Below are 18783 nucleotides of genomic sequence, written 5' to 3' on the forward strand. Positions count from 1 at the left end.
ATTAAAATGGATTTATTATTCTATTTCAACTTAAAAATAGAATTAGCCCGTTTGGCGAGCCGTGCCGACGGCAACCGCAAGCGCAATAGCAAGGCAGAGAGTGGCGGAAAGGGAACGAAACGCGCCGAAATCCACTTCGGACACCAGCAGGGTCTGGCGTGATAGCTTGCTCAGGGGGCTGACGATGGTATCCGTGATGCCTACCACATCGACGCTGCGCGCGGCAGCGGCTTCTGCCATTTCAATGGTCTCGGCGGAGTAGGGTGAAAAGGTGATTGCCAAAAGCACATCGCCCTTGCGGATTGCGTGCAAGTTTTCCAGCTTGCCGACGGCGCTGTGCAGCATGGCCGGAACCTGCATCTTTTCCAGCGCATATGCGAGATAGCTTGCCACCGGAAACGCGCGGCGGATGCCGACGAGGTGGATCGTCTCGGCGCGGGCGAGAATCTCGACGGCCCTTTCCAGCGCTTCCGGTTCTATGGTCTTGAGCAGGCCCTCGAGCGATGTGCGGCCCGCTTCGGCAAATTCCGCCAGCAGGGCAGGCGCACTGTTCGCCGCCGTCTCGCGCAAATGCTCCAGACGGGTCGAATAGTCCGGCCAGCCGCCGGCATAGGATTCGCGGAAAAGCTTCTGCATCTCCGAAAAGCCGGAAAAGCCCAGCAATTGGCAAAACCGCATGAAGGCCGAGCTTTGCACGCCCGCGCCATCGGCCATTTCCGCGACCGTCGAAACCGCGATGCGGTCCTGATTGGCCGCGACATAATCCGCGCATTGCTTCAGCCGTTTCGGCAGACGGTCGGAAACGTCCAGCAGGCGCGCTTCGAATTCCTTGACGGTGGTTGGGGCTGGGGATGAAGCGGAAACTGTATCCATTGCGGACTTTCCAAAAACGGTATCTTGACAATCTTTATACTACATTCTAGCAAAATAGAATAAATATTCCAATATGTCTTGCGCGCGATCCCCAATAAACGGGACATTCTAGCGGTAAATGCATCGGTTGGAATATCAAGCATTTTTGTAGCCGTCCAACGGCGGTTTCCTGGGAGGGATAAGGCAATGGTGACACGTCTGGCACTGCTTGGCGCAGGTCGCATCGGCAAGGTTCATGCGGGCGCAATAGCGTCGGACAGGCGCGCGAGACTGGTCGCAGTTGCTGACCCCAATGAAGCGGCAGCGCACGCTATTGCCGACGCTGCCGGTGCGGAAGTCCGCACAATTGAGGAGATCGAAAAGTCGGATGATGTTGACGCCGTGCTGATCTGCACGCCGACCAACACCCATGCCGACCTGATCGAGCGCTTTGCGCGGGCTGGCAAGGCGGTGTTCTGCGAAAAGCCGATTGATCTCGATATTGCCCGCGTGCGCGCCTGTCTAAAAGTCATCGAGGAACCCGGCGCGAAGGTGATGCTCGGCTTCAACCGCCGTTTCGATCCGCATTTTGTCGCCGTGCGCAAGGCGATTGACGATGGCCAGATCGGCAAGGTCGAAATGGTGACGATCACCAGCCGCGATCCGGGCGCGCCGCCAGCTGAATATATCAAGGTTTCAGGCGGGATATTCCGCGACATGACGATCCATGATTTCGACATGGCGCGTTTTCTTCTCGGCGAGGAAATCGAGAATGTGTCGGCCTCGGCCTCGGTGCTGGTGGACCCGAAGATCGGTGAGCTCGGCGATTATGATAGCGCCAGCGTCATCCTCACCACGGCGTCTGGCCGTCAGTGCGTAATTTCCAATTCGCGCCGCGCCTCCTATGGCTACGATCAGCGCATCGAAGTGCATGGTTCGCTGGGCGCTGCGTCGGCGGAAAACCAGCGTCCGGTGTCGATAGAAATCGCTTCGAAGGATGGTTATACCCGCCCGCCGCTGCATGATTTCTTCATGACACGCTATACGCAGGCCTATGCGGCGGAAATTGCTTCTTTCATTGATGCGCTGGATAGCGGCAAAGCGCCGTCGCCTTCCGCCGAGGATGGCTTGCGGGCCCTTGCTCTGGCCGAGGCGGCATTGCGCTCGGTCAAAGAGGGGCGCCGTGTGAAAGTTGCGGACGTTCTCGCTTAAGCGTTGATTTCCGTTTGCCTTTCCCGCCGCGAGGCTGCGATATGCGGATATGGCTTACAAAATCGATGACCTGCCGCTTGAGGAGCTTTTCCTTGCCGTGACCAGCGCGACTGCCGCGCTGACACGGCTGGACGAGCGGCTGGCGCGTTCGCCCATTTGTGACGGATTGATACGGCGCATGCATATGCAGGACGCCGTTTCGTCCATGTGGCTGGAAGGCGAACTGGTGCATCTGGAGGATCTGGTGCTCCATGATGCGCTGATGGACAGCCGCACGCCCAGCCATGCCCTGACCGTCGCCCATGCGGTGCTGCGTATGCGCCGCCAGATTGCAGGCCGTGCGGCAGGTTGGGCGTTAAGCCCCGCCGGTATGCGGCAGCTCTTGGGGCTTAACCCCGACGTCGCTGAAACACCAGAGCCGGAGCCATCCGCTCTGTCCGACGATGACGACAGCGATCCGCTGCTCGATGATATCGATGCGCTTCTGGCGCGAACGGACGCCCTGTTGAAAGGCGTGACCAGTGAAGCGCGCAAGCCCAAGCCTTTGCCGCGCGATACGCTGATCTATGAGGACGACTGGGACGAAGCCGAGCGTCTGCAGGAATGGCGCGCTATCTTCGATTCAACCCGGCATCTGCCGCCGCTCTTGCGCGCTGCAATCATGCATGACGCCTGGTTTTCCATGCAGGTGGTGCAGCGTTCGTCGTGGATTGGCCGTCTGTTGACGGCTTCCTTTCTACGCCAGTCCGGCATTGCCGCCAATCACCTGCCAGCGATCAGTGTCGGATTGCAGACGAAAAAGCCCAACGAACGCCGTTCGCCAAACCGGCTTATGCGCCTCAAGGTTTTTCTGGCGGCAATCGAAGAGGCTGCCGAAGCGGGCATGAAGGAGCATGACCGCCTCATGCTGGCGCGCGAGCAGATGCATCGCAAGCTGAAGGGTCGCCGATCCAATTCGCGTTTGCCGCAATTGATGGAGATGATCCTGAGCAATCCGCTGGTTTCCAGCCAGATGATCGAGAAGGAACTGCAAGTCACGCAGCAGGGCGCGTTGAAGCTGATCGGCGAGCTCAATGTGCGGGAAATGACCGGGCGAGGCCGCTTTCGCGCCTGGGGCGTGTTGTAGTCACCATCAGGCTTCGTTGCCCATGCAGTTGTCGCGCAGATGGTTGGCGAATAACTGGAATTCGTTGCGCCGCGCGGCATTGGCCCGCCACGCCAGAACCAGCGAGCGGAAATTGTTCTTGCCCTCATAGGGCACAATGCTGAGATCAGTGCCCCGCGCCACATTGGCCTTGACCGCCAACTCCGGCAGCAGCGTGACACCCATGCCAAACTGCACGAGCTGAACCAGCGTCATGATGCTGGTGGCATGCACATCGCCGCCGCTTTGCGCAGGCTTCGAACCGATGGCCGCCATCACATGTTCACGCAGGCAATGGCCGCTTTCCAAAAGCAGGAAAGGTTCGTCCAGCAGATCGTCGGCATCGACGCGGTCCCTGTTGGCAAGCGCATGGTCGCGGCGCACGGCCAGAAAGAACGGGTCACGCCCGATCTCCGCCATTTCGAACTCGTCGAGATCATAGGGATGCGCCACAAGCGCCACATCCAGCGTGCCGGAGCGCAGACTCTCAAGCAGGCTGCGCGTCAGCCCTTCACGCACGGTCAATTGCAGCTCGGGAAAGGCCTTGGCTGTCGCAGGCAGGACTTTCGGCAGGAAAAACGGTGCGACAGATGGAATAACACCCAGCCGCAGGCGCGTGGTCAGCGGGCGCTCGGCCTGACGGGCATGTGCGGGCAATTCTTCAATGCGCGCAACAATATCACGGGCGCGGGCCAGAAAATCTTCTCCGGCAGGCAGTAGCTGCATGCGTCGGCCCGTCCGGTCGATCAATGTGACGCCCAGTTCCGCTTCCAGCGCCTGAATAGCAGCGCTCAAGGTTGACTGGGTGACGCCGACGGCATCCGCGGCGCGCGAAAACGACCCTGCCTGTACGAGCGAGAGAAAATAGTGGAGCTGGCGGACGCTGATATTGAGCATGAAATGAAGGGCTTATCGTTATAATCGATATGAACAATCGCTTTAATCGCTTTGACCGATAGGGGTAAGCCGACTATAGATGACTCGCAAGCAGAAAGTTCTGAAAATTCTGAATTTTCTGAATAGTTATAGAATCTACAGGCAGGTGTTAAAATGCTCGGTATTGGCGATAAGCTTCCCTCTTTCAAGGTCACCGGCGTAAAGCCCGGCTTCAACCATCATGAAGAAAACGGCGTTTCGGCATTCGAAGAGCTGACGGAAACGAGCTTCGAAGGCAAGTGGAAGGTCATTTTCTTCTACCCGAAGGATTTCACCTTCGTCTGCCCGACGGAAATCGCTGAATTTGCCCGCCTGGCTTCGGATTTCGAAGACCGTGACGCTGTTGTCCTCGGCGGTTCCACCGACAATGAATTTGTGAAGCTCGCATGGCGCCGCGACCACAAGGACCTCGACAAGCTGCCGATCTGGTCGTTTGCCGACACCAATGGTTCGCTGGTTGACGGTCTCGGCGTTCGTTCGCCGGATGGCGTTGCCTACCGCTACACCTTCGTTGTCGATCCGGACAACACGATCCAGCATGTTTACGCAACCAACCTCAATGTTGGCCGCGCTCCGAAGGATACGCTGCGCGTTCTCGATGCTCTGCAGACCGATGAACTATGCCCTTGCAACCGCGAAGTCGGTGGCGAGACGCTGAAGGCAGCCTGATCTGCTACGCACTGCAATCAAAAGGCGGGTTCAGGCCCGCCTTTCTTTTATCCAGCAATAAGCAATAAGAGGGTTCCATGTCGATTGACGACCTGAAGTCAAAAATCCCGGATTTCGCCAAGGATGTCCGCCTCAACCTGTCGTCCATGGCGAGCGACGAAACGCTGACCCCGCAGCAGAAATACGGTCTGTTCGTGGCCTGTGGCATCGCTTCGCGCAATGCGGATGTGCGCAAGGCGCTGACCGCCGAAGCCGCGGGCAAGGTCGACGCATCAGTGATTCAGGCTGCAAAGTCGGCTGCATCCATCATGGGCATGAACAATGTCTATTACCGCTTCGTGCATCTGGCTTCGAACAAGGATTACCGCACACTACCAGCCAAGCTGCGCATGAATGTGATCGGCAATCCGGGCGTGGACAAGGTCGATTTCGAACTCTGGTCGCTCGCGGTGTCGGCGATTAATGGTTGCGGCATGTGCATCGACGCGCATGAAGATGTGTTGCGCAAGGCCAATGTGACGACGGAAGTCATCCAGACAGCGGCGCGTTTTGCCGCGATCATCCAGTCGGTGTCGATTGCGCTGGAAGCTGCCGACGTCGAATAAGTTTTCGGCAAACGGAAATGAAAAAAGCCCGCGTGGATCGCTCCACGCGGGCTTTTTTGCTTTCAGGCGTGGCCTTATCTGCCGCGCTTGAATGAGATGAAGGCAAAGCCGATCAGCGAGATCAGGGCAGCAACCACCATGTAATAGCCGACATAGTCGAAGCTATAATGGGTGGCGAGCCAAGTCGCGATATAGGGCGCGACTGATGCGCCGAGTATGCCGGCCAGATTGAAGGTCAGCGATGCGCCGGTATAGCGAACCGACGTCGGGAACGGTTCGGCAAGGGCTGCGCCGATTGGACCATAGGTCATGCCCATCAGGCCGAAGCCGATGATGAGGAAGGCTAGAACGCCAGCCGTGCCGCCCATGAAAAGCGGAGCCATGATCAGACCGTAGACGCCAATCAGCATCGTGACGATGACCATGACCGGGCGCATGCCGTAGCGGTCGGACAGGATAGCTGACAGCGGAATGGTCAAGCCGAAGAACACGACGCCGATCATCTGCAGGACGAGGAATTCTTCACGGCTATAGCCGAGCGCGCGCGTGCCCCAGCCGAGCGAAAACACGGTCATGAGGTAGAACAGCACGAAGGTTGCGACCGCCGCGATGGTTCCGAGGAAAAGGTTCAGCTTGTGCTGCTTGAACAGCGTGGCAACCGGCACTTCAACGCGCTCTGCCTTGTCGATGGCCTTCTGGAATTCCGGCGTTTCAGCGATCTTCAGGCGAATGAAGAGGCCGACCGCGACGAGAACTGCACTGGCGATGAACGGAACGCGCCAGCCAAAGGCGAAGAACTGTTCTTCGGTGAGAACTTCGGCCAGAAACAGGAAAATGCCCGTTGCCAGAATGAAGCCAACCGGCGCGCCAAGCTGCGGGAACATGCCGTACCAGGTGCGCTTGCCTTCCGGTGCGTTTTCGGTTGCGAGCAGCACTGCGCCGCCCCATTCACCGCCGAGACCGAGGCCCTGGCCGAGACGGCACAGCGCCAGCAGGAGAGCGGCCCAGACGCCGATGGATTCATAGGTCGGCAGGAAGCCGATGGCGACCGTGGAAATACCCATGGTCATAAGTGCAGCAACCAGCGTTGCCTTGCGGCCGATCCTGTCACCGAAATGACCGAACAGCGCGCCGCCGATCGGGCGGGCAAAGAAGGCGATAGCAAAAGTGGCAAGTGATTGAAGCAGCGCCGAATTACCATCGCTGGCCGGGAAAAACAGATGCGGGAATACAATCACCGCGGCCGTTGCATAAATATAGAAGTCGAAGAATTCGATCGTTGTGCCGATCATGCTTGCGGCCAGAACGCGGCGCGCGGAATTTTGCTGCGGAACAACCGCTTGAGCGACAGTCATTTTCTTATCCGTTTTTGTGGGCCGTTATAATTGGGAGCAGCCTCGATGCGGTTCTTTAAAACCGTGTGATACGGAATCGCAAGCAGAAAAGGGGTTTTGCGTAATTTTATGAACGCGGAACTCTTCTTTTCGAAAGAAAAGTGAAAGTGCTATCAAAATCATGGGAGGTAAGAATAGGCCTTTCAATTGTCGCACAGCATCCCTAGATTCGGGTCGGTACCAATTGGGCATCAATTCGGATGCGGATATGCAGTTCTTGAAACAGAACATCAGCGGTAGACGTAACTTGTGGGGGCTTTCCGTCCTGCACGTGCCGTCGCGTATGCTGGTTGCCGTTCTGTCGCTGCTGTTTCTGGTTTCCACGCAGCTTTGCTATGCGATGGCCCACGATATGCCGACGGCAGGCGTTTCCGTTGGCTGCCACGTGAGTGAACAACAATCCGCTGCCAGTGCTATGGTCGCGTCGAACCATGCTGGACAGCAAGCGCCCACGGATCATGGTGCGAAAGCGCCCCCCGCCTGTGTGATGATGACCTGCGGCTGTATTGTTCAGTTGACTGCCGATATCGGCGTGCTGGCACCGTCACAGGATTTCGGTCTTCCGCCGCTCGTTGCCGCACTGAGCAGCCATCCCGGTCACGACCTTCTGCGACCTCCAATAGCACTTCCGGTTTAATCGCTCAGAACGCTGTCGATCCATCGGCGGCGACAGGATTATTGTCTGGAATTTTATTTGGAGACTTCACCATGCGTGGATTAACTCGCCGCCGCTTGCTCGCGCTTGGCGCGGGCGCGGCAAGCTTTGCCGCCATTCGCCCTTTGACCGGCTTTGCGCAGGATGCGCATCAGACTATGGGCCATGGCGCTATGGAAATGGTCCCGGTAACCAAGGGCCAGAGCCTGCCCATGCCGCCCTTGCTGGAACCCGATGCCGCGGGCGTCGTCAGGCTCAAGATTGGCAAAGGCCGCCATTCGTTTGCGCCGGGCAGCGAGGCGGCGTCCGCCGGTATCAACGGAACCTATCTCGGTCCCGTCGTGCGCCTCAAGAATGGCGAAAGCGTCACGCTTGCCGTCGAAAACGGCATGGATGAGGAGACAACCCTCCATTGGCATGGACTGTTCGTCCCGTCCATCCTCGACGGCGGGCCGCACAATCTCGTTGCGGCGGGAGGGCGCTGGGAGCCCAAAGTTACGGTCAACCAGCCAGCCTCATTCAACTGGTTTCACCCGCATCTGCACGGCGGCACTGCCCGTCAGGCGCATATGGGCATTGCCGGGCTGATGATCGTGAGCGACGGCAAGGATGCCGAGCGCGGCCTGCCGGAAACCTATGGTGTGGACGATATTCCGCTGGTGCTTCAGGACCGCCGTGTCATCGAAGGGGACAAGGTGTATCAGCCCGATATCATGGATCTGATGCATGGCTTTCGCGGAGATCGGCTGATCGTCAATGGCGTTATTTCGCCGGAAGCGAAGGTGCCCGCGGCAGTGGTGCGCCTGCGCATTCTCAACGGCGCCAATGCGCGCAACTTCCATGTGCGTTTCAGCGATAACCGTCCGCTGCATGTGTTCGCTTCGGATGGCGGCTTTACCGGCAAACCGGAAGCCGTCGAGCGCCTGACGATCAGCCCCGGCGAACGCTACGAGGCGCTGGTCGATTTTTCGAAAGGGGGCGAGGATGTCGAACTTCTAACCGCCAGCGATGATAGCGGCGGCGAAGACCAGATGCTGATGCGGTTCAGTGTCGATAGCGCTCTTGAGGGAGGCGTCAAAGACATACCGGCAGATATTGAAGCGCCGGAAGCGGCAGACCCTAAACAATCGGTGCGCAGGCGTTCATTCCTTTTCGATGAACGCCTGGCTGAGAATTCGAAGCTGATGATGCAAATGCCTGCCGCAGACCCGCATGCTGGCCACAATATGGGCAATATGGATATGGGTGCCATGCAGGGCAGTCAAGCCAATGACGACATGGCGCATGGCACAAGAACATCAGCCGATATCGGTCCTGCGGTCGAGGCGCTGACATCCGGCGTACGCATGGCGATAGCGGGAGAGCCTTTCGACATGAAGCGCATCGATGTCGAAGCCAAGATGGGTTCCTGGGAAATATGGGAGCTTACCACGAAGGAAATGGCGCATCCGTTCCATATCCATGGGGCCTCATTCCGTATCCTGACCTTGAACGGCAAGGCTCCGCCCGCCCATCAGTCGGGATGGAAAGACACAGCGCTGATTGATGGCAAGGCCGAACTTTTGGTACACTTCGACCGTGAAGCGGTGCGCAGTCATCCATTCATGTTCCATTGCCATGTGCTGGAGCATGAAGATGTCGGCATGATGGGGCAGTTCGTAACGGTCTGACCCAATACCGGATTGCGCGGTGGGCCACTGCTGCGCAATCATTTGCAAACTTTGTAAACCGAACAATTTGCCGATCCATACGTTAGTTTTTATCCCGAAACGAATTTGAGGATGGAGGAGACGATGCGCAGCTTGATTTTAGGTTCGATATTGGCGCTTGCGACCATGCCCGCCTTTGCGGACGGTGTGAGCGTGAAAATGTTCGAGGCGCTGCCCACGGGGCAGGGCAAGGAACTGGGTACGATTACGATTTCGCAAACCGCGAAGGGACTCCAATTTACCCCCAATCTCCATGGCATAGCTGCGGGCGAACACGGTTTCCATGTCCATGAGAAGGGCAGCTGCGCTCCGGCGGAAAAGGACGGCAAGACCGCTCCCGCAGAGGCGGCTGGCGGGCATTACGACCCCGGCCATACCAAGCACCATATGGGCCCCGAAGGCGAGGGTCATATGGGCGACCTGCCACTGTTGAAGGCTGATGCGGACGGCAAGGTAACGGGCAGCGTGGTTTCGCCGCGTCTCAAATCGCTGGATGAGATCAAGGGTCGCGCCCTGATGGTCCATGTTGGCGGCGATAATTATGCAGATAAACCGAAGCCGCTTGGCGGCGGCGGCGCACGCTTTGCCTGCGGCGTGATTGAATAACTCGCACCGCTCTTCCCGGAGCTGTCGGCTTCGGGGAAAGCGGTTTATGCTCTAGCCCCAGGTTTCGATGCGCAGTTTTGACCCATCGGAAAAGCGGGAAATGTGGAACGGCGATGGATCGACCACCGGGGTTTCATCGCTGACCATATCCGCAACCAAACGGCCAGCGCCGGGGCCGATACCGAAGCCGTGGCCGGAGAAGCCGGTCGCGACGATCAGGCCCTCAACGCCGGGGATCGGGGAAATTGTCGGAATGATATCCGGCATGGTGTCGATCATTCCGGCCCATTCCTGAGCAATCGAGACCGATGCAAAGGCGGGGATCGCCTGTTTCAGCTTTGCCAAAATGGCCGCATTAGCGGCGCGGTGCGGTTCCGGGTCCAGCGTGCGGATTTTCTCGAAGACCGAGACTTGATCGGCAGGGCGCAGCTTCCACTGGAAGGCTTCTTCAAAGAAACGCTGTCCGAAACGAAAGCGCACATTGAACCACTCGCCGCTCGACAGGGAAGGCAGAAAATCCTTCAGATAGCGGAAGCTGTCGGGCACGATATCGGCAATCGAGCCGCCGAGGCTGGCGACCGTATAGCCACCGTCGAGCCGCTTGCGCAGCGCGAAATCCGAATAGGCGATGGCCGGTTCTACACCGGCTTCAATCGGCGTGGTGCGGAAAACCGACGAGCGCACCTTGAGCTGTGGCAAGCGGGCATTGAACTCCGATATGATCAGGCGCGACCAGGCGCCGCCAGCCACCACAACAGCCTCACAGCGCACGCGACCCCCTTCTGTCAGAACGGCAGTCACACGGCCATTGGTTGTCTCGATGCCGCGCACCGCGCAATTCTGCATGATGACTGCGCCGTCTTCCTGTGCCTTGGCGGCAAAGGCGGGTACGGCCTTTTGTGGCTCGGCGCGACCGTCCAGCGGCGTGATCATTCCGCCTGCAAGGCGACGGGTCAGACCCGGCGCCAGCGCTTCGGCCTGCTGGCTATTCAGAATATTGGTTTCGATACCGTGCTCGCGGGCAGCAGCAATCCATTGTTCGTAGAGCGCCATTTGTTCGGCTTTTTCCGCCGCATAGGCGATGCCCGTGATGCGGAAGCCGGTTTCACGGCCCGTGCGCTGGTTCATTCTTTCCCACAGGCGCATGCTTTCGACAATCAGCGGCATTTCGCGGGTATCGCGGCCTGTGCGGCGGCACCAGCCCCAGTTGCGGCTCGATTGTTCGCCCGCGATCTCACCCTTTTCGAACAGGGCAACCGGGATGCCACGTTCGGCCAGAAACAGGGCAGTAGAAACACCGATAACGCCGCCGCCGATAATGGCGATTTTCGTTTCTTGCGGCAGGCGTTCGGCGGTCGCGACCTTGTCCGTGACGGGCCCCATGGTCATTCTCCTGAAGTGTGATTGGGCATGCGGAAGTGTGCGGAACATGCTCCGCTTTTTGCTCGCAATCAACCAAGTTGATACCCAAAGCAATATCGAAATCCGAAAAAGATGGGGCGGCTATCCGGTTCTTGAGGCATTCTGTCCGGTTTTAGTGGCGAAGCCAGCAAACTCGCTTTATATGCGTCGGAATGGACAAGGGGATTCCGGTCAGGCATGGACGCGCGAAATCAGATTGAGCAATTGAAGGAAGACGCGGGAGCGTCTGGTCCGGCACTGACGCTTTCGGGCGTTACCCGCCAGTTTGGCTCTGTCCTTGCGCTCAACAATGTGTCCCTTGACGTGCAGGCCGGTGAAATCATCTGTCTCGTCGGCCATTCCGGATGCGGCAAGACCTCCATGCTGCGCATTATCGCCGGTATCGACGCGCCAGATGGCGGCTCGCTGGCCATGGGCGGTAAGGTGCTGGCCTCTCCAACTACATTTGTGGAACCCGACAAGCGCAATATCGGTGTGGTCTTTCAAGATTACGCGCTGTTTCCGCATTTGACCGTGCGCGACAATGTCCTGTTCGGTCTGCGCAGGATGCGCCGCGATGCGGCTCAGGACCGGGTGCGCGAGCTGCTTGACCTTGTCGGCCTGTCGCATATGACCGACCGTTATCCGCATATGCTGTCGGGCGGCGAGCAGCAGCGCGTGGCGCTGATACGCGCGCTCGCGCCGAAGCCGCATCTTCTGTTGATGGACGAGCCGTTTTCCAATCTGGACCGGGGCCTGCGGGCAAAGGTGCGCCGCGAGACGGTCAGCCTGTTGCGCGCGCTTGGCACCACGGCAATCATCGTGACGCATGAGGCGGAAGAAGCGCTTTCTACCGGTGATCGCGTCGTGCTGATGCGTTCGGGCGAGATTGTCCAAAGCGGCACGGCGCGTGATCTTTATGATCGGCCTGAAAGCCGTTATGCGGCGGATTTCTTTTGCGATTTCAACGTCATTCCCGGTGTGTTGCAAGATGGCGCGGTTGAAACCGCTTTCGGTTCTTTCAAGGCGCCGAAAGCACTGCAATCCGGCAAAGACGTGTCCGTCTATCTGCGGCCCAGCGATCTGGATATCGTAGCCGACGAAGAGGCCGGTCCCGCGGATCTGCGCTGCCTGATCGAGATGCGCAGCTTTCTGGGTGAAACGGAGGAGCTGGTGCTCCACGCCGCCGCCGCACCCTTGCGCTTGCGTCTGCGCACGCCCATTCACGTGCCAGGCACCGTCACGCATGTGTTTGTTCGTTTCAACCGCGATAAAGCCTTGATCTTCCACAGCTGATTTCGATTGGTTCTCTTTTGCCCGGCGTGGCGATTGACCGAACCAGAAACAGCTAATATAAGTTGATTGCATCACTCATCATTTAATTTGGAACTATTCCAAACGGAGGTAATATGCCCATTTTAGCGCGTGCCGGCCTTGCTCTCGTTGCAGCGACATTTCTATCCGGAGCTGCTTCCGCCAATGAGGTGAATATTTACACGACGCGCGAACCGGGCCTCATTCAGCCTCTGCTTGATGCGTTCAAGGCATCGACGGGCATCACGGTCAATACCGTGTTCCTGAAGGACGGTCTGGCGGAACGCGTCGCATGGGAAGGCGCAAGCTCTCCCGCCGATATTCTGATGACGGTCGATGCGGGCAATCTCGTCGATCTCGCGGAAAAGGGGCTGACCCAGCCGGTCGAATCCAAGACCCTGAATGAAGCCGTGCCGGAACAGCTTCGAGACGCCAAGGGCAACTGGTATGCCTTGTCGCTGCGCGCCCGCGTGGTTTATGCCGCCAAGGATCTGGAACTCGACGCCATCAATTATGAAGACCTGTCCGACCCGAAGTGGAAAGGCAAGATCTGCATCCGCGCCGGTCAGCATCCTTACAATACCGCGCTTTTCGCCGATTACATTGCGCATTACGGCGCGGAAAAGACCGAAGCCTGGCTGACCGGCCTGAAGGCCAATCTGGCCCGCAAGGCTGCGGGTGGTGACCGCGATGGTGCCAAGGATATTGTCGGCGGTATTTGCGATATCGCCGTTGCCAATTCCTATTATGTCGGCTTGATGCGTTCGGGCAAGGGCGGCGATGAGCAGAAGACGTGGGGCGAGGGGATCAAGGTCATTCTCCCGACCTTCAAGGACGGCGGCACGCAGGTCAATATCAGCGGCGCAGCCGTGGCCAAGAATGCCCCGCACAAGCAAGAGGCCGTCAAGCTTCTCGAATATCTGGTTTCCGACGAAGCACAGAAGATCTATGCCGAGGCGAATTACGAATATCCGGTGAAGCCCGGCGCTCCGGTCGATGCGATTGTAAAGTCGTTCGGCGAATTGAAGATCGACAAGGTTCCGCTGGCTGAAATCGTCAGCCATCGCAAGGAAGCGAGCGAACTGGTTGATAAGGTTGGTTTCGACAATTAAAACCGGAATGACTGTATGAACAAAGCGCCGGTGCTTCATGCGCCGGCGTTTCATTATGACGAGCACCATGAAAAATATGCCCGCCACAGCACGACATTCGCTTTTCCGGCCATCAAGGGCGGGGCGCGTCTGGCTGTGGGCTGCCGCGGTAACCGCGCTTCTCGTATTCCTGCCGGTTGTGGCGCTCGCTCGCGAGGCTTTGCAGGGTTCGGCAGGCCTGTGGCAGCATCTGCTCTCCACCTTATTGCCGACAGCCTTTGCAGATACGATCATTCTTCTGCTCGGCGTCGGCTGTATCGCGGCGCTGGTCGGAACGTCGATGGCGTGGCTGGTGACGGCCTATGACTTTCGAGGGCGCGGCGTTCTGGAATGGGCGCTGTTGCTGCCGCTGGCGGTGCCGACCTATATCGTCGCCTATGCCTATCTGGATATTCTTCATCCGATAGGTCCGGTGCAGGGGGCAATCCGCTATGTGCTGGGCTTTGAAAGCCCGCGCCAGTTTCGCTTGCCGGATATTCGCTCGATGACCGGCTGCATTCTGCTGCTGGGTTTTGTCCTCTATCCTTACGTCTATATCCCGACCCGGGCGATGTTTCTCACCCAGTCGGCGAGCCTGATGGATGCGGCGCGGACGCTTGGCGTCAGTCGTCGCGGTATTTTCTGGCGTGTGGCACTGCCGCTGGCGCGCCCGGCTGTTGCGGTTGGTGTCAGCCTCGCCTTGATGGAAACGCTGAACGATGTCGGTGCGGCCGAGTTTCTCGGCGTGCGCACGCTGACCGTCTCCATCTACACAACATGGATCACGCGGTCCGATCTGCCGGGCGCAGCACAGCTCGCGCTGGCCTTGTTGCTGATTGTAGTCGCGCTGGTTTCACTGGAACGCTGGGCGCGGCGCAAGCAACGCTTTGCCTCCAACATCCGCCATTCGCGCGGTTTCGAGCCGTCGAAAGTCTCCGCAGGGAAGGGGCTTTGGCTTCTTGCTGCTGGGTCGCTGCCGGTCGTTATAGGCTTTGTCGGACCGGCGCTTTATCTGCTCATTGAAGCGACCAAGCGTGCGCGCTTCGCAGGCATATCGCCGCGTCTTGCCGGGGAAGCGTTCAACACAATAGTGCTGGCGTCGATTGCGACGGCGATCGTGCTCGTCTGCGGCATGATGGTGGCTTATGCGGTGCGTCTGTTTCCAGGCGCGGCCTCCCGCTGGTTCTACCGCCTTTCGACCATGGGCTATGCCGCGCCCGGTACGGTGATCGCCATCGGTATTTTGGTCGTTTCCGGCAGCTTCGATCATGTCTTCAACCAGCTGGCGGGATATTTTTTCGGCGTGCCCGCCGGTTTGATCCTGATCGGTTCGGGCGCCGCGGTTGTCTATGCCTATGCCGTGCGGTTCATGGCCATCGCCGCAGGCGGTATCGATGCCGGGCTGGAGCGCATTCCGCTATCGCTCGATCACGCATCGCGCACGCTTGGACGAAACGTGACAGCGACATTCCGCTCCATTCATCTGCCGCTCTCGAAGACGGCAATTGTTGCTGCTGGATTGCTGGTGTTTGTGGACTGCGTAAAAGAGTTGCCAGCAACGTTGCTTCTTCGCCCGCTTAATATGGAAACTTTCGCGACGCATCTTTACGGCGAAGCGGCGCGCGGTACATATGAAGAAGCGTCGATTGCCGCACTCGCAATTGTGGTGATCGGCATTGTGCCGGTGATCCTGCTCGCGCGTGTGGGGCGCAGGTCTGGCAAACAAGTTCAATAATATTATTAGGGTCTAATATAATAAACAAATTAAGTATAGACTTTACACTTTTGGTTCGGATGAACTGTCAGGCCTGATTTATAATTGCTTAAGTAGTGTGCGCTAAACAATTATGTGTTGTATAACAAAAACACAAAAATGCTTCGGTCAGGGCCGACGGCGGCCTTGCACAAACGAAAGCGGGGGCGTGTTATGTTCAAAGTTATCGAATGCATATCCTTACAACATGACAGACCCATCGTCGTTCTGGCTGCGGTCATTTCCCTTATTGGCGTCTTTGCCTTTTTCCTTCTCCTCGCGCGAGCTGGAGAATGCGCTGATCATCGCCGTGAGAGCTGGCTTGCGACCGCCGCTTTTGCGGGAGGCTTGAGCGTCTGGGCCACGCATTTCGTGGCGATGTTGGCCTATCAGGGCACGGTGGCGATAGAGTTTGATCTCATCATCACCACCCTTTCAGCCGTTATTGCGATTGCCGGTTTCTGGGTCGTGCTGCGCCTGTTCGATTTCAACAGCATGAAAACAAATCTGCTGGCTGGTTTCTGCGGTGCGCTGGTGATCGCGGCAATGCATTTTACCGGCATGGCTGCTGTCAAAGCCGCTGCGACCATTGAATTCGACACGGTGCCGATCATTGTTGGTGCGGTCGTCTCCACTTTGTTGCTGGCTGGAGCTTTCGAGGTGATGCGCCTCTCAGGTCGTTGGATGCGTCTCTCCCTGGCCACGGTTCTCGGTGTGAGCTCCATCTGCGTCCTGCATTTCACAACCATGTCGTCCAGCACTCTGATACCCGACCCGAGCCTGCCTGCGGCCGATCCGCTGGACACGGGCCGCATGTGGATCGTTGGTGCGGTTGCGACAGTCTCCTGTTTCATCGCCTTCATGACGGTCGCAGCCGTGTTCATCGACCGTTACATGACGGATTTGAAGGGCTTTGCGAATGCCACTCTGGATGGGCTTGCAGTCATTCGCGATGACCGGATTGTCGAAGTGAATGCGCGGTTCTCCCGACTAATGAACAGCACCGAAAGGGCACTGATCGGGCGTTCGCCGGAAGATTTGTTGCTGACGGCGGATGGTTTGCCCGCCGCTACGCCGCGCACGACTGCGGTTGAGGCAACACCCCGGCAGGAAAATGACGAGCGGATTTTCGAACTCGCCGTCCATACGATTGAATATCAGGGCAAGGCTTGCGAGGTTCTTGCCGTGCGCGACCTAACGGAAAAGCGCGCCGCGCAACGCCAGATCGAGCATATGGCGAACCATGACGCGCTGACCGACCTGCCCAATCGCGCCTTTTTCGAACAGCGCCTGTCCAATGCGGTCGGCGGGCGCTCGCAGCAGCGTTGCGCCGTCTTCGCGCTTGATCTCGACCGGTTCAAGGCCGTGAATGATATTTTCGGCCATGCGCAGGGCGATCGGGTGTTGAAAACCGTTGCCAATATTCTGCGCCGCACGATCAGTGGCGTCGACACCGCGGCGCGCATTGGCGGCGACGAGTTTGTGATCCTGCAGGTCGGCGTGCCGCAGCCATCCGGCGCGCGCAAGCTTGCCGAGCGGATACTGGATGAATTCAAAAAGGAAATGAACATGATCGCCGATCAGACGGCGGTGGGCGTCAGCATCGGTGTCGCAATCTACCCCACCGATGGCCGGGATGCTGAAACGCTTCGCCATGCAGCCGACGTCGCTCTTTATCGCGCCAAGACCAGCGGCAAGGGCATGGTTGCGTTCTATTCGCCTGAAATGGATCGCGAGATCACCGAGAGACGGCAGCTGGAAGCCGATCTGCGCCAGGCCATGTCACGCGGGCAGATATCCATCGCCTACCAGCCACTGATCGGAACCGCTGACGGTTCCTGTAAAGGCTATGAAGCATTGTTGCGCTGGGCCCATCCGGAGCGCGGAACGATTCCGCCGGAAGTGTTCATTCCGATTGCCGAGGAAACCGGCGTGATCATCGCGCTTGGAGAATGGGTGCTGCGGGAAGCATGCCGGACGGCGGCGAGTTGGGACCGGCACCTGACGGTTGCCGTCAATGTGTCTCCCATCCAGTTTCGCCTGACCAATCTGCCGGAAACGGTTGCCGCCGTTCTGGAGGAAACCGGTCTTCAGGCCTACCGGCTGGAACTGGAAGTCACGGAGGCGGCGCTCATCAAGGACAGGCCGACGACGCTGGAATTGCTGCGCCGCATCAAGAAGCTCGGGGTGCGCATCGTGATGGACGATTTCGGCACGGGTTATTCGTCGCTGAACAATCTCCAGAGTTTTCCATTCGACAAGATCAAGATCGACCGCAGCTTCATCAATACGATGGAAACCGATGTAAGCTCCCACGCTATCGTGCGGGCAATCGTCGGGCTCGGACGTAGCCTCGACCTACCGGTCGTTGCCGAGGGCATCGAGAACTTTCATCAGCACCGCATGGTGATCGAAGAGGGCTGCGCGCAGGTGCAAGGGTTTTTGTTCGGGCGTCCTGCCCACGCACCCGGCGCGACCGACCCATCGGAAATGGTTCCTTACAAGAAATTTGTGGACGAGTGATACCATAACTCGTTGCTTGGTGTTGTGAATAAACCCAAGTTTTGCCCCCTGCGGCGGGGCTGAATACTCTGCCAAATTGTTACAACCCTGTTACAGGATAGTAGCGCGACGCGCTTTTGGAGCGTGGGTGGGGGCCTGCACACGCAATGCGTGAAAGCGGATTCTGCAAGACTATCAAGGGGATTGGGGCGTTTTTCGCTTCGGAAGGGAGCCGGGATAGTATAATGTTTTCAACACGATATTTCGCGTGATCGCAATAATAAGTGAATTTATTACGTGGAGCTTTCCGTGCTTCTAACACGTTGAAGCCACAAATTGACAGCTCAATGGGCTGAAGCATCGGGCAAGAAACGACATCGTTTTGAAAAGCACGGTGCAAAGGAACGCAAACAATACCTTCGGTTCGGAAGGAAAAGCCATGTGGCGGCTTTTGACCTGACGTATCGCGGCTTAAGTTGGATGATAGATACTATGCTTACTTCGCAGCAATGGCTCCCGGTCGAATTGCTCAACATCGGGCTGGCCGCGGCTCTTTTCTTCGCCTGCCTCGTCCACTCGCTGTGGAAGGCGGTTTTCGATGAACTCAACCCGGTGTTCTGGCGTCGCACGGCGGCCCTTCTGTGGGCCGGTGTCGTGGTCGTCGCGCTGAGCGGCGGGTTGGATACGTTCGACTGGGTGCAGGCAATCGGCTGGATGCTCGTCGCCGGTGGCGTTGCCGCCACTGTGGTTCGCGCCGGTCTTTCCTATTATCGTCAGTATTGCGCCCATAACCAGCAGGGCGTCTTCGGTCGCCGCACGCGACTTTCGGGACGGTGAGCCTCATGTTTGCAAAAACTGAAACAATGCCCTTGCGCACTCACCGCCCTTATAGCCTGCGTTC

At 58.1% G+C, this 18783-nt stretch carries 16 protein-coding genes; 12 read left to right on the forward strand and 4 right to left on the reverse strand.

Annotated features, from left to right (window positions below; all coding sequences use genetic code 11):
• Positions 1–42: 42 nt before the first annotated feature.
• Positions 43–873, reverse strand: a complete 831-nt coding sequence (locus tag JAU75_RS10470) for a MurR/RpiR family transcriptional regulator (protein WP_199056466.1) — start codon at positions 871–873, stop codon at positions 43–45.
• A gap of 186 nt (positions 874–1059) precedes the next feature.
• On the opposite strand from JAU75_RS10470, the gene iolG reads away from it, so the two are divergent.
• Together iolG and JAU75_RS10480 are read left to right on the forward strand one after the other, a co-directional pair.
• Positions 1060–2064 (forward strand): inositol 2-dehydrogenase, encoded by a 1005-nt coding sequence (gene iolG / locus JAU75_RS10475; protein ID WP_199056467.1) that lies wholly within the window; start codon positions 1060–1062, stop codon positions 2062–2064.
• 49 nt (positions 2065–2113) lie between these two features.
• Positions 2114–3190, forward strand: coding sequence for an RHE_PE00001 family protein (locus JAU75_RS10480; RefSeq protein ID WP_199056468.1), 1077 nt, complete (start codon positions 2114–2116; stop codon positions 3188–3190).
• A gap of 6 nt (positions 3191–3196) precedes the next feature.
• Here JAU75_RS10480 and JAU75_RS10485 read toward each other — a convergent pair whose 3' ends face one another.
• Positions 3197–4105 carry a hydrogen peroxide-inducible genes activator gene (locus JAU75_RS10485; RefSeq protein WP_199056469.1) on the reverse strand — a complete coding sequence of 303 codons (909 nt, stop codon included), beginning with the start codon at positions 4103–4105 and terminating at the stop codon, positions 3197–3199.
• Between the two features lie 153 nt (positions 4106–4258).
• On the opposite strand from JAU75_RS10485, the gene JAU75_RS10490 reads away from it, so the two are divergent.
• Both JAU75_RS10490 and JAU75_RS10495 read left to right on the forward strand, forming a co-directional pair.
• Positions 4259–4813, forward strand: a complete 555-nt coding sequence (locus tag JAU75_RS10490; RefSeq protein WP_109367204.1) for a peroxiredoxin — start codon at positions 4259–4261, stop codon at positions 4811–4813.
• A 77-nt stretch (positions 4814–4890) separates the two neighbouring features.
• On the forward strand, positions 4891–5418 hold the full coding sequence (locus JAU75_RS10495) for a carboxymuconolactone decarboxylase family protein (protein WP_199056470.1): 528 nt from the start codon (positions 4891–4893) through the stop codon (positions 5416–5418).
• A gap of 74 nt (positions 5419–5492) precedes the next feature.
• On the opposite strand, the gene JAU75_RS10500 is transcribed toward JAU75_RS10495, so the two are convergent.
• Complete coding sequence (locus JAU75_RS10500; protein WP_199056471.1) at positions 5493–6773, reverse strand: MFS transporter; 1281 nt, start codon at positions 6771–6773, stop codon at positions 5493–5495.
• 247 nt (positions 6774–7020) lie between these two features.
• Between JAU75_RS10500 and JAU75_RS10505 the strand changes: the two genes are divergently transcribed.
• The 3 genes from JAU75_RS10505 to sodC all read left to right on the forward strand — a co-directional run bounded on the left by JAU75_RS10505 (position 7021) and on the right by sodC (position 9782).
• The gene (locus JAU75_RS10505) at positions 7021–7449 is read left to right on the forward strand and encodes a hypothetical protein (RefSeq protein ID WP_199056472.1); all 429 of its coding nucleotides are present in this window, start codon (positions 7021–7023) and stop codon (positions 7447–7449) included.
• Between the two features lie 71 nt (positions 7450–7520).
• Complete coding sequence (gene cueO, locus JAU75_RS10510) at positions 7521–9137, forward strand: multicopper oxidase CueO (RefSeq protein ID WP_199056473.1); 1617 nt, start codon at positions 7521–7523, stop codon at positions 9135–9137.
• A gap of 123 nt (positions 9138–9260) precedes the next feature.
• On the forward strand, positions 9261–9782 hold the full coding sequence (gene sodC, locus JAU75_RS10515) for a superoxide dismutase family protein (protein WP_199056474.1): 522 nt from the start codon (positions 9261–9263) through the stop codon (positions 9780–9782).
• A 51-nt stretch (positions 9783–9833) separates the two neighbouring features.
• On the opposite strand, the gene JAU75_RS10520 is transcribed toward sodC, so the two are convergent.
• Positions 9834–11165 carry an FAD-binding oxidoreductase gene (locus JAU75_RS10520; protein WP_199056475.1) on the reverse strand — a complete coding sequence of 444 codons (1332 nt, stop codon included), beginning with the start codon at positions 11163–11165 and terminating at the stop codon, positions 9834–9836.
• A gap of 216 nt (positions 11166–11381) precedes the next feature.
• Between JAU75_RS10520 and JAU75_RS10525 the strand changes: the two genes are divergently transcribed.
• The 5 genes from JAU75_RS10525 (at position 11382) to JAU75_RS10545 (ending at position 18719) form a co-directional block, all read left to right on the forward strand.
• On the forward strand, positions 11382–12479 hold the full coding sequence (locus JAU75_RS10525) for an ABC transporter ATP-binding protein (RefSeq protein WP_199056476.1): 1098 nt from the start codon (positions 11382–11384) through the stop codon (positions 12477–12479).
• Between the two features lie 113 nt (positions 12480–12592).
• The gene (locus JAU75_RS10530; protein WP_199056477.1) at positions 12593–13609 is read left to right on the forward strand and encodes a Fe(3+) ABC transporter substrate-binding protein; all 1017 of its coding nucleotides are present in this window, start codon (positions 12593–12595) and stop codon (positions 13607–13609) included.
• A gap of 67 nt (positions 13610–13676) precedes the next feature.
• Positions 13677–15362: an iron ABC transporter permease gene (locus JAU75_RS10535; RefSeq protein ID WP_199056478.1), complete on the forward strand. Its 1686-nt coding sequence runs from the start codon at positions 13677–13679 to the stop codon at positions 15360–15362.
• Between the two features lie 192 nt (positions 15363–15554).
• Positions 15555–17903: an EAL domain-containing protein gene (locus JAU75_RS10540; RefSeq protein WP_199056479.1), complete on the forward strand. Its 2349-nt coding sequence runs from the start codon at positions 15555–15557 to the stop codon at positions 17901–17903.
• 471 nt (positions 17904–18374) lie between these two features.
• Positions 18375–18719, forward strand: coding sequence for a hypothetical protein (locus JAU75_RS10545; protein WP_247880450.1), 345 nt, complete (start codon positions 18375–18377; stop codon positions 18717–18719).
• Positions 18720–18783: the final 64 nt, after the last annotated feature.

This window comes from Ochrobactrum sp. Q0168, from assembly GCF_016427605.1.
GTDB lineage: Bacteria > Pseudomonadota > Alphaproteobacteria > Rhizobiales > Rhizobiaceae > Brucella.

Bases quoted from the DNA above. Each gene is read 5' to 3' on its own strand.
- JAU75_RS10470 (WP_199056466.1), bottom strand. From the start codon at position 873: ATGGATACAGTTTCCGCTTCATCCCCAGCCCCAACCACCGTCAAGGAA.
- iolG (WP_199056467.1), top strand. From the start codon at position 1,060: ATGGTGACACGTCTGGCACTGCTTGGCGCAGGTCGCATCGGCAAGGTT.
- JAU75_RS10480 (WP_199056468.1), top strand. From the start codon at position 2,114: ATGGCTTACAAAATCGATGACCTGCCGCTTGAGGAGCTTTTCCTTGCC.
- JAU75_RS10485 (WP_199056469.1), bottom strand. From the start codon at position 4,105: ATGCTCAATATCAGCGTCCGCCAGCTCCACTATTTTCTCTCGCTCGTA.
- JAU75_RS10490 (WP_109367204.1), top strand. From the start codon at position 4,259: ATGCTCGGTATTGGCGATAAGCTTCCCTCTTTCAAGGTCACCGGCGTA.
- JAU75_RS10495 (WP_199056470.1), top strand. From the start codon at position 4,891: ATGTCGATTGACGACCTGAAGTCAAAAATCCCGGATTTCGCCAAGGAT.
- JAU75_RS10500 (WP_199056471.1), bottom strand. From the start codon at position 6,773: ATGACTGTCGCTCAAGCGGTTGTTCCGCAGCAAAATTCCGCGCGCCGC.
- JAU75_RS10505 (WP_199056472.1), top strand. From the start codon at position 7,021: ATGCAGTTCTTGAAACAGAACATCAGCGGTAGACGTAACTTGTGGGGG.
- cueO (WP_199056473.1), top strand. From the start codon at position 7,521: ATGCGTGGATTAACTCGCCGCCGCTTGCTCGCGCTTGGCGCGGGCGCG.
- sodC (WP_199056474.1), top strand. From the start codon at position 9,261: ATGCGCAGCTTGATTTTAGGTTCGATATTGGCGCTTGCGACCATGCCC.
- JAU75_RS10520 (WP_199056475.1), bottom strand. From the start codon at position 11,165: ATGGGGCCCGTCACGGACAAGGTCGCGACCGCCGAACGCCTGCCGCAA.
- JAU75_RS10525 (WP_199056476.1), top strand. From the start codon at position 11,382: ATGGACGCGCGAAATCAGATTGAGCAATTGAAGGAAGACGCGGGAGCG.
- JAU75_RS10530 (WP_199056477.1), top strand. From the start codon at position 12,593: ATGCCCATTTTAGCGCGTGCCGGCCTTGCTCTCGTTGCAGCGACATTT.
- JAU75_RS10535 (WP_199056478.1), top strand. From the start codon at position 13,677: ATGAAAAATATGCCCGCCACAGCACGACATTCGCTTTTCCGGCCATCA.
- JAU75_RS10540 (WP_199056479.1), top strand. From the start codon at position 15,555: ATGTTCAAAGTTATCGAATGCATATCCTTACAACATGACAGACCCATC.
- JAU75_RS10545 (WP_247880450.1), top strand. From the start codon at position 18,375: ATGCTTACTTCGCAGCAATGGCTCCCGGTCGAATTGCTCAACATCGGG.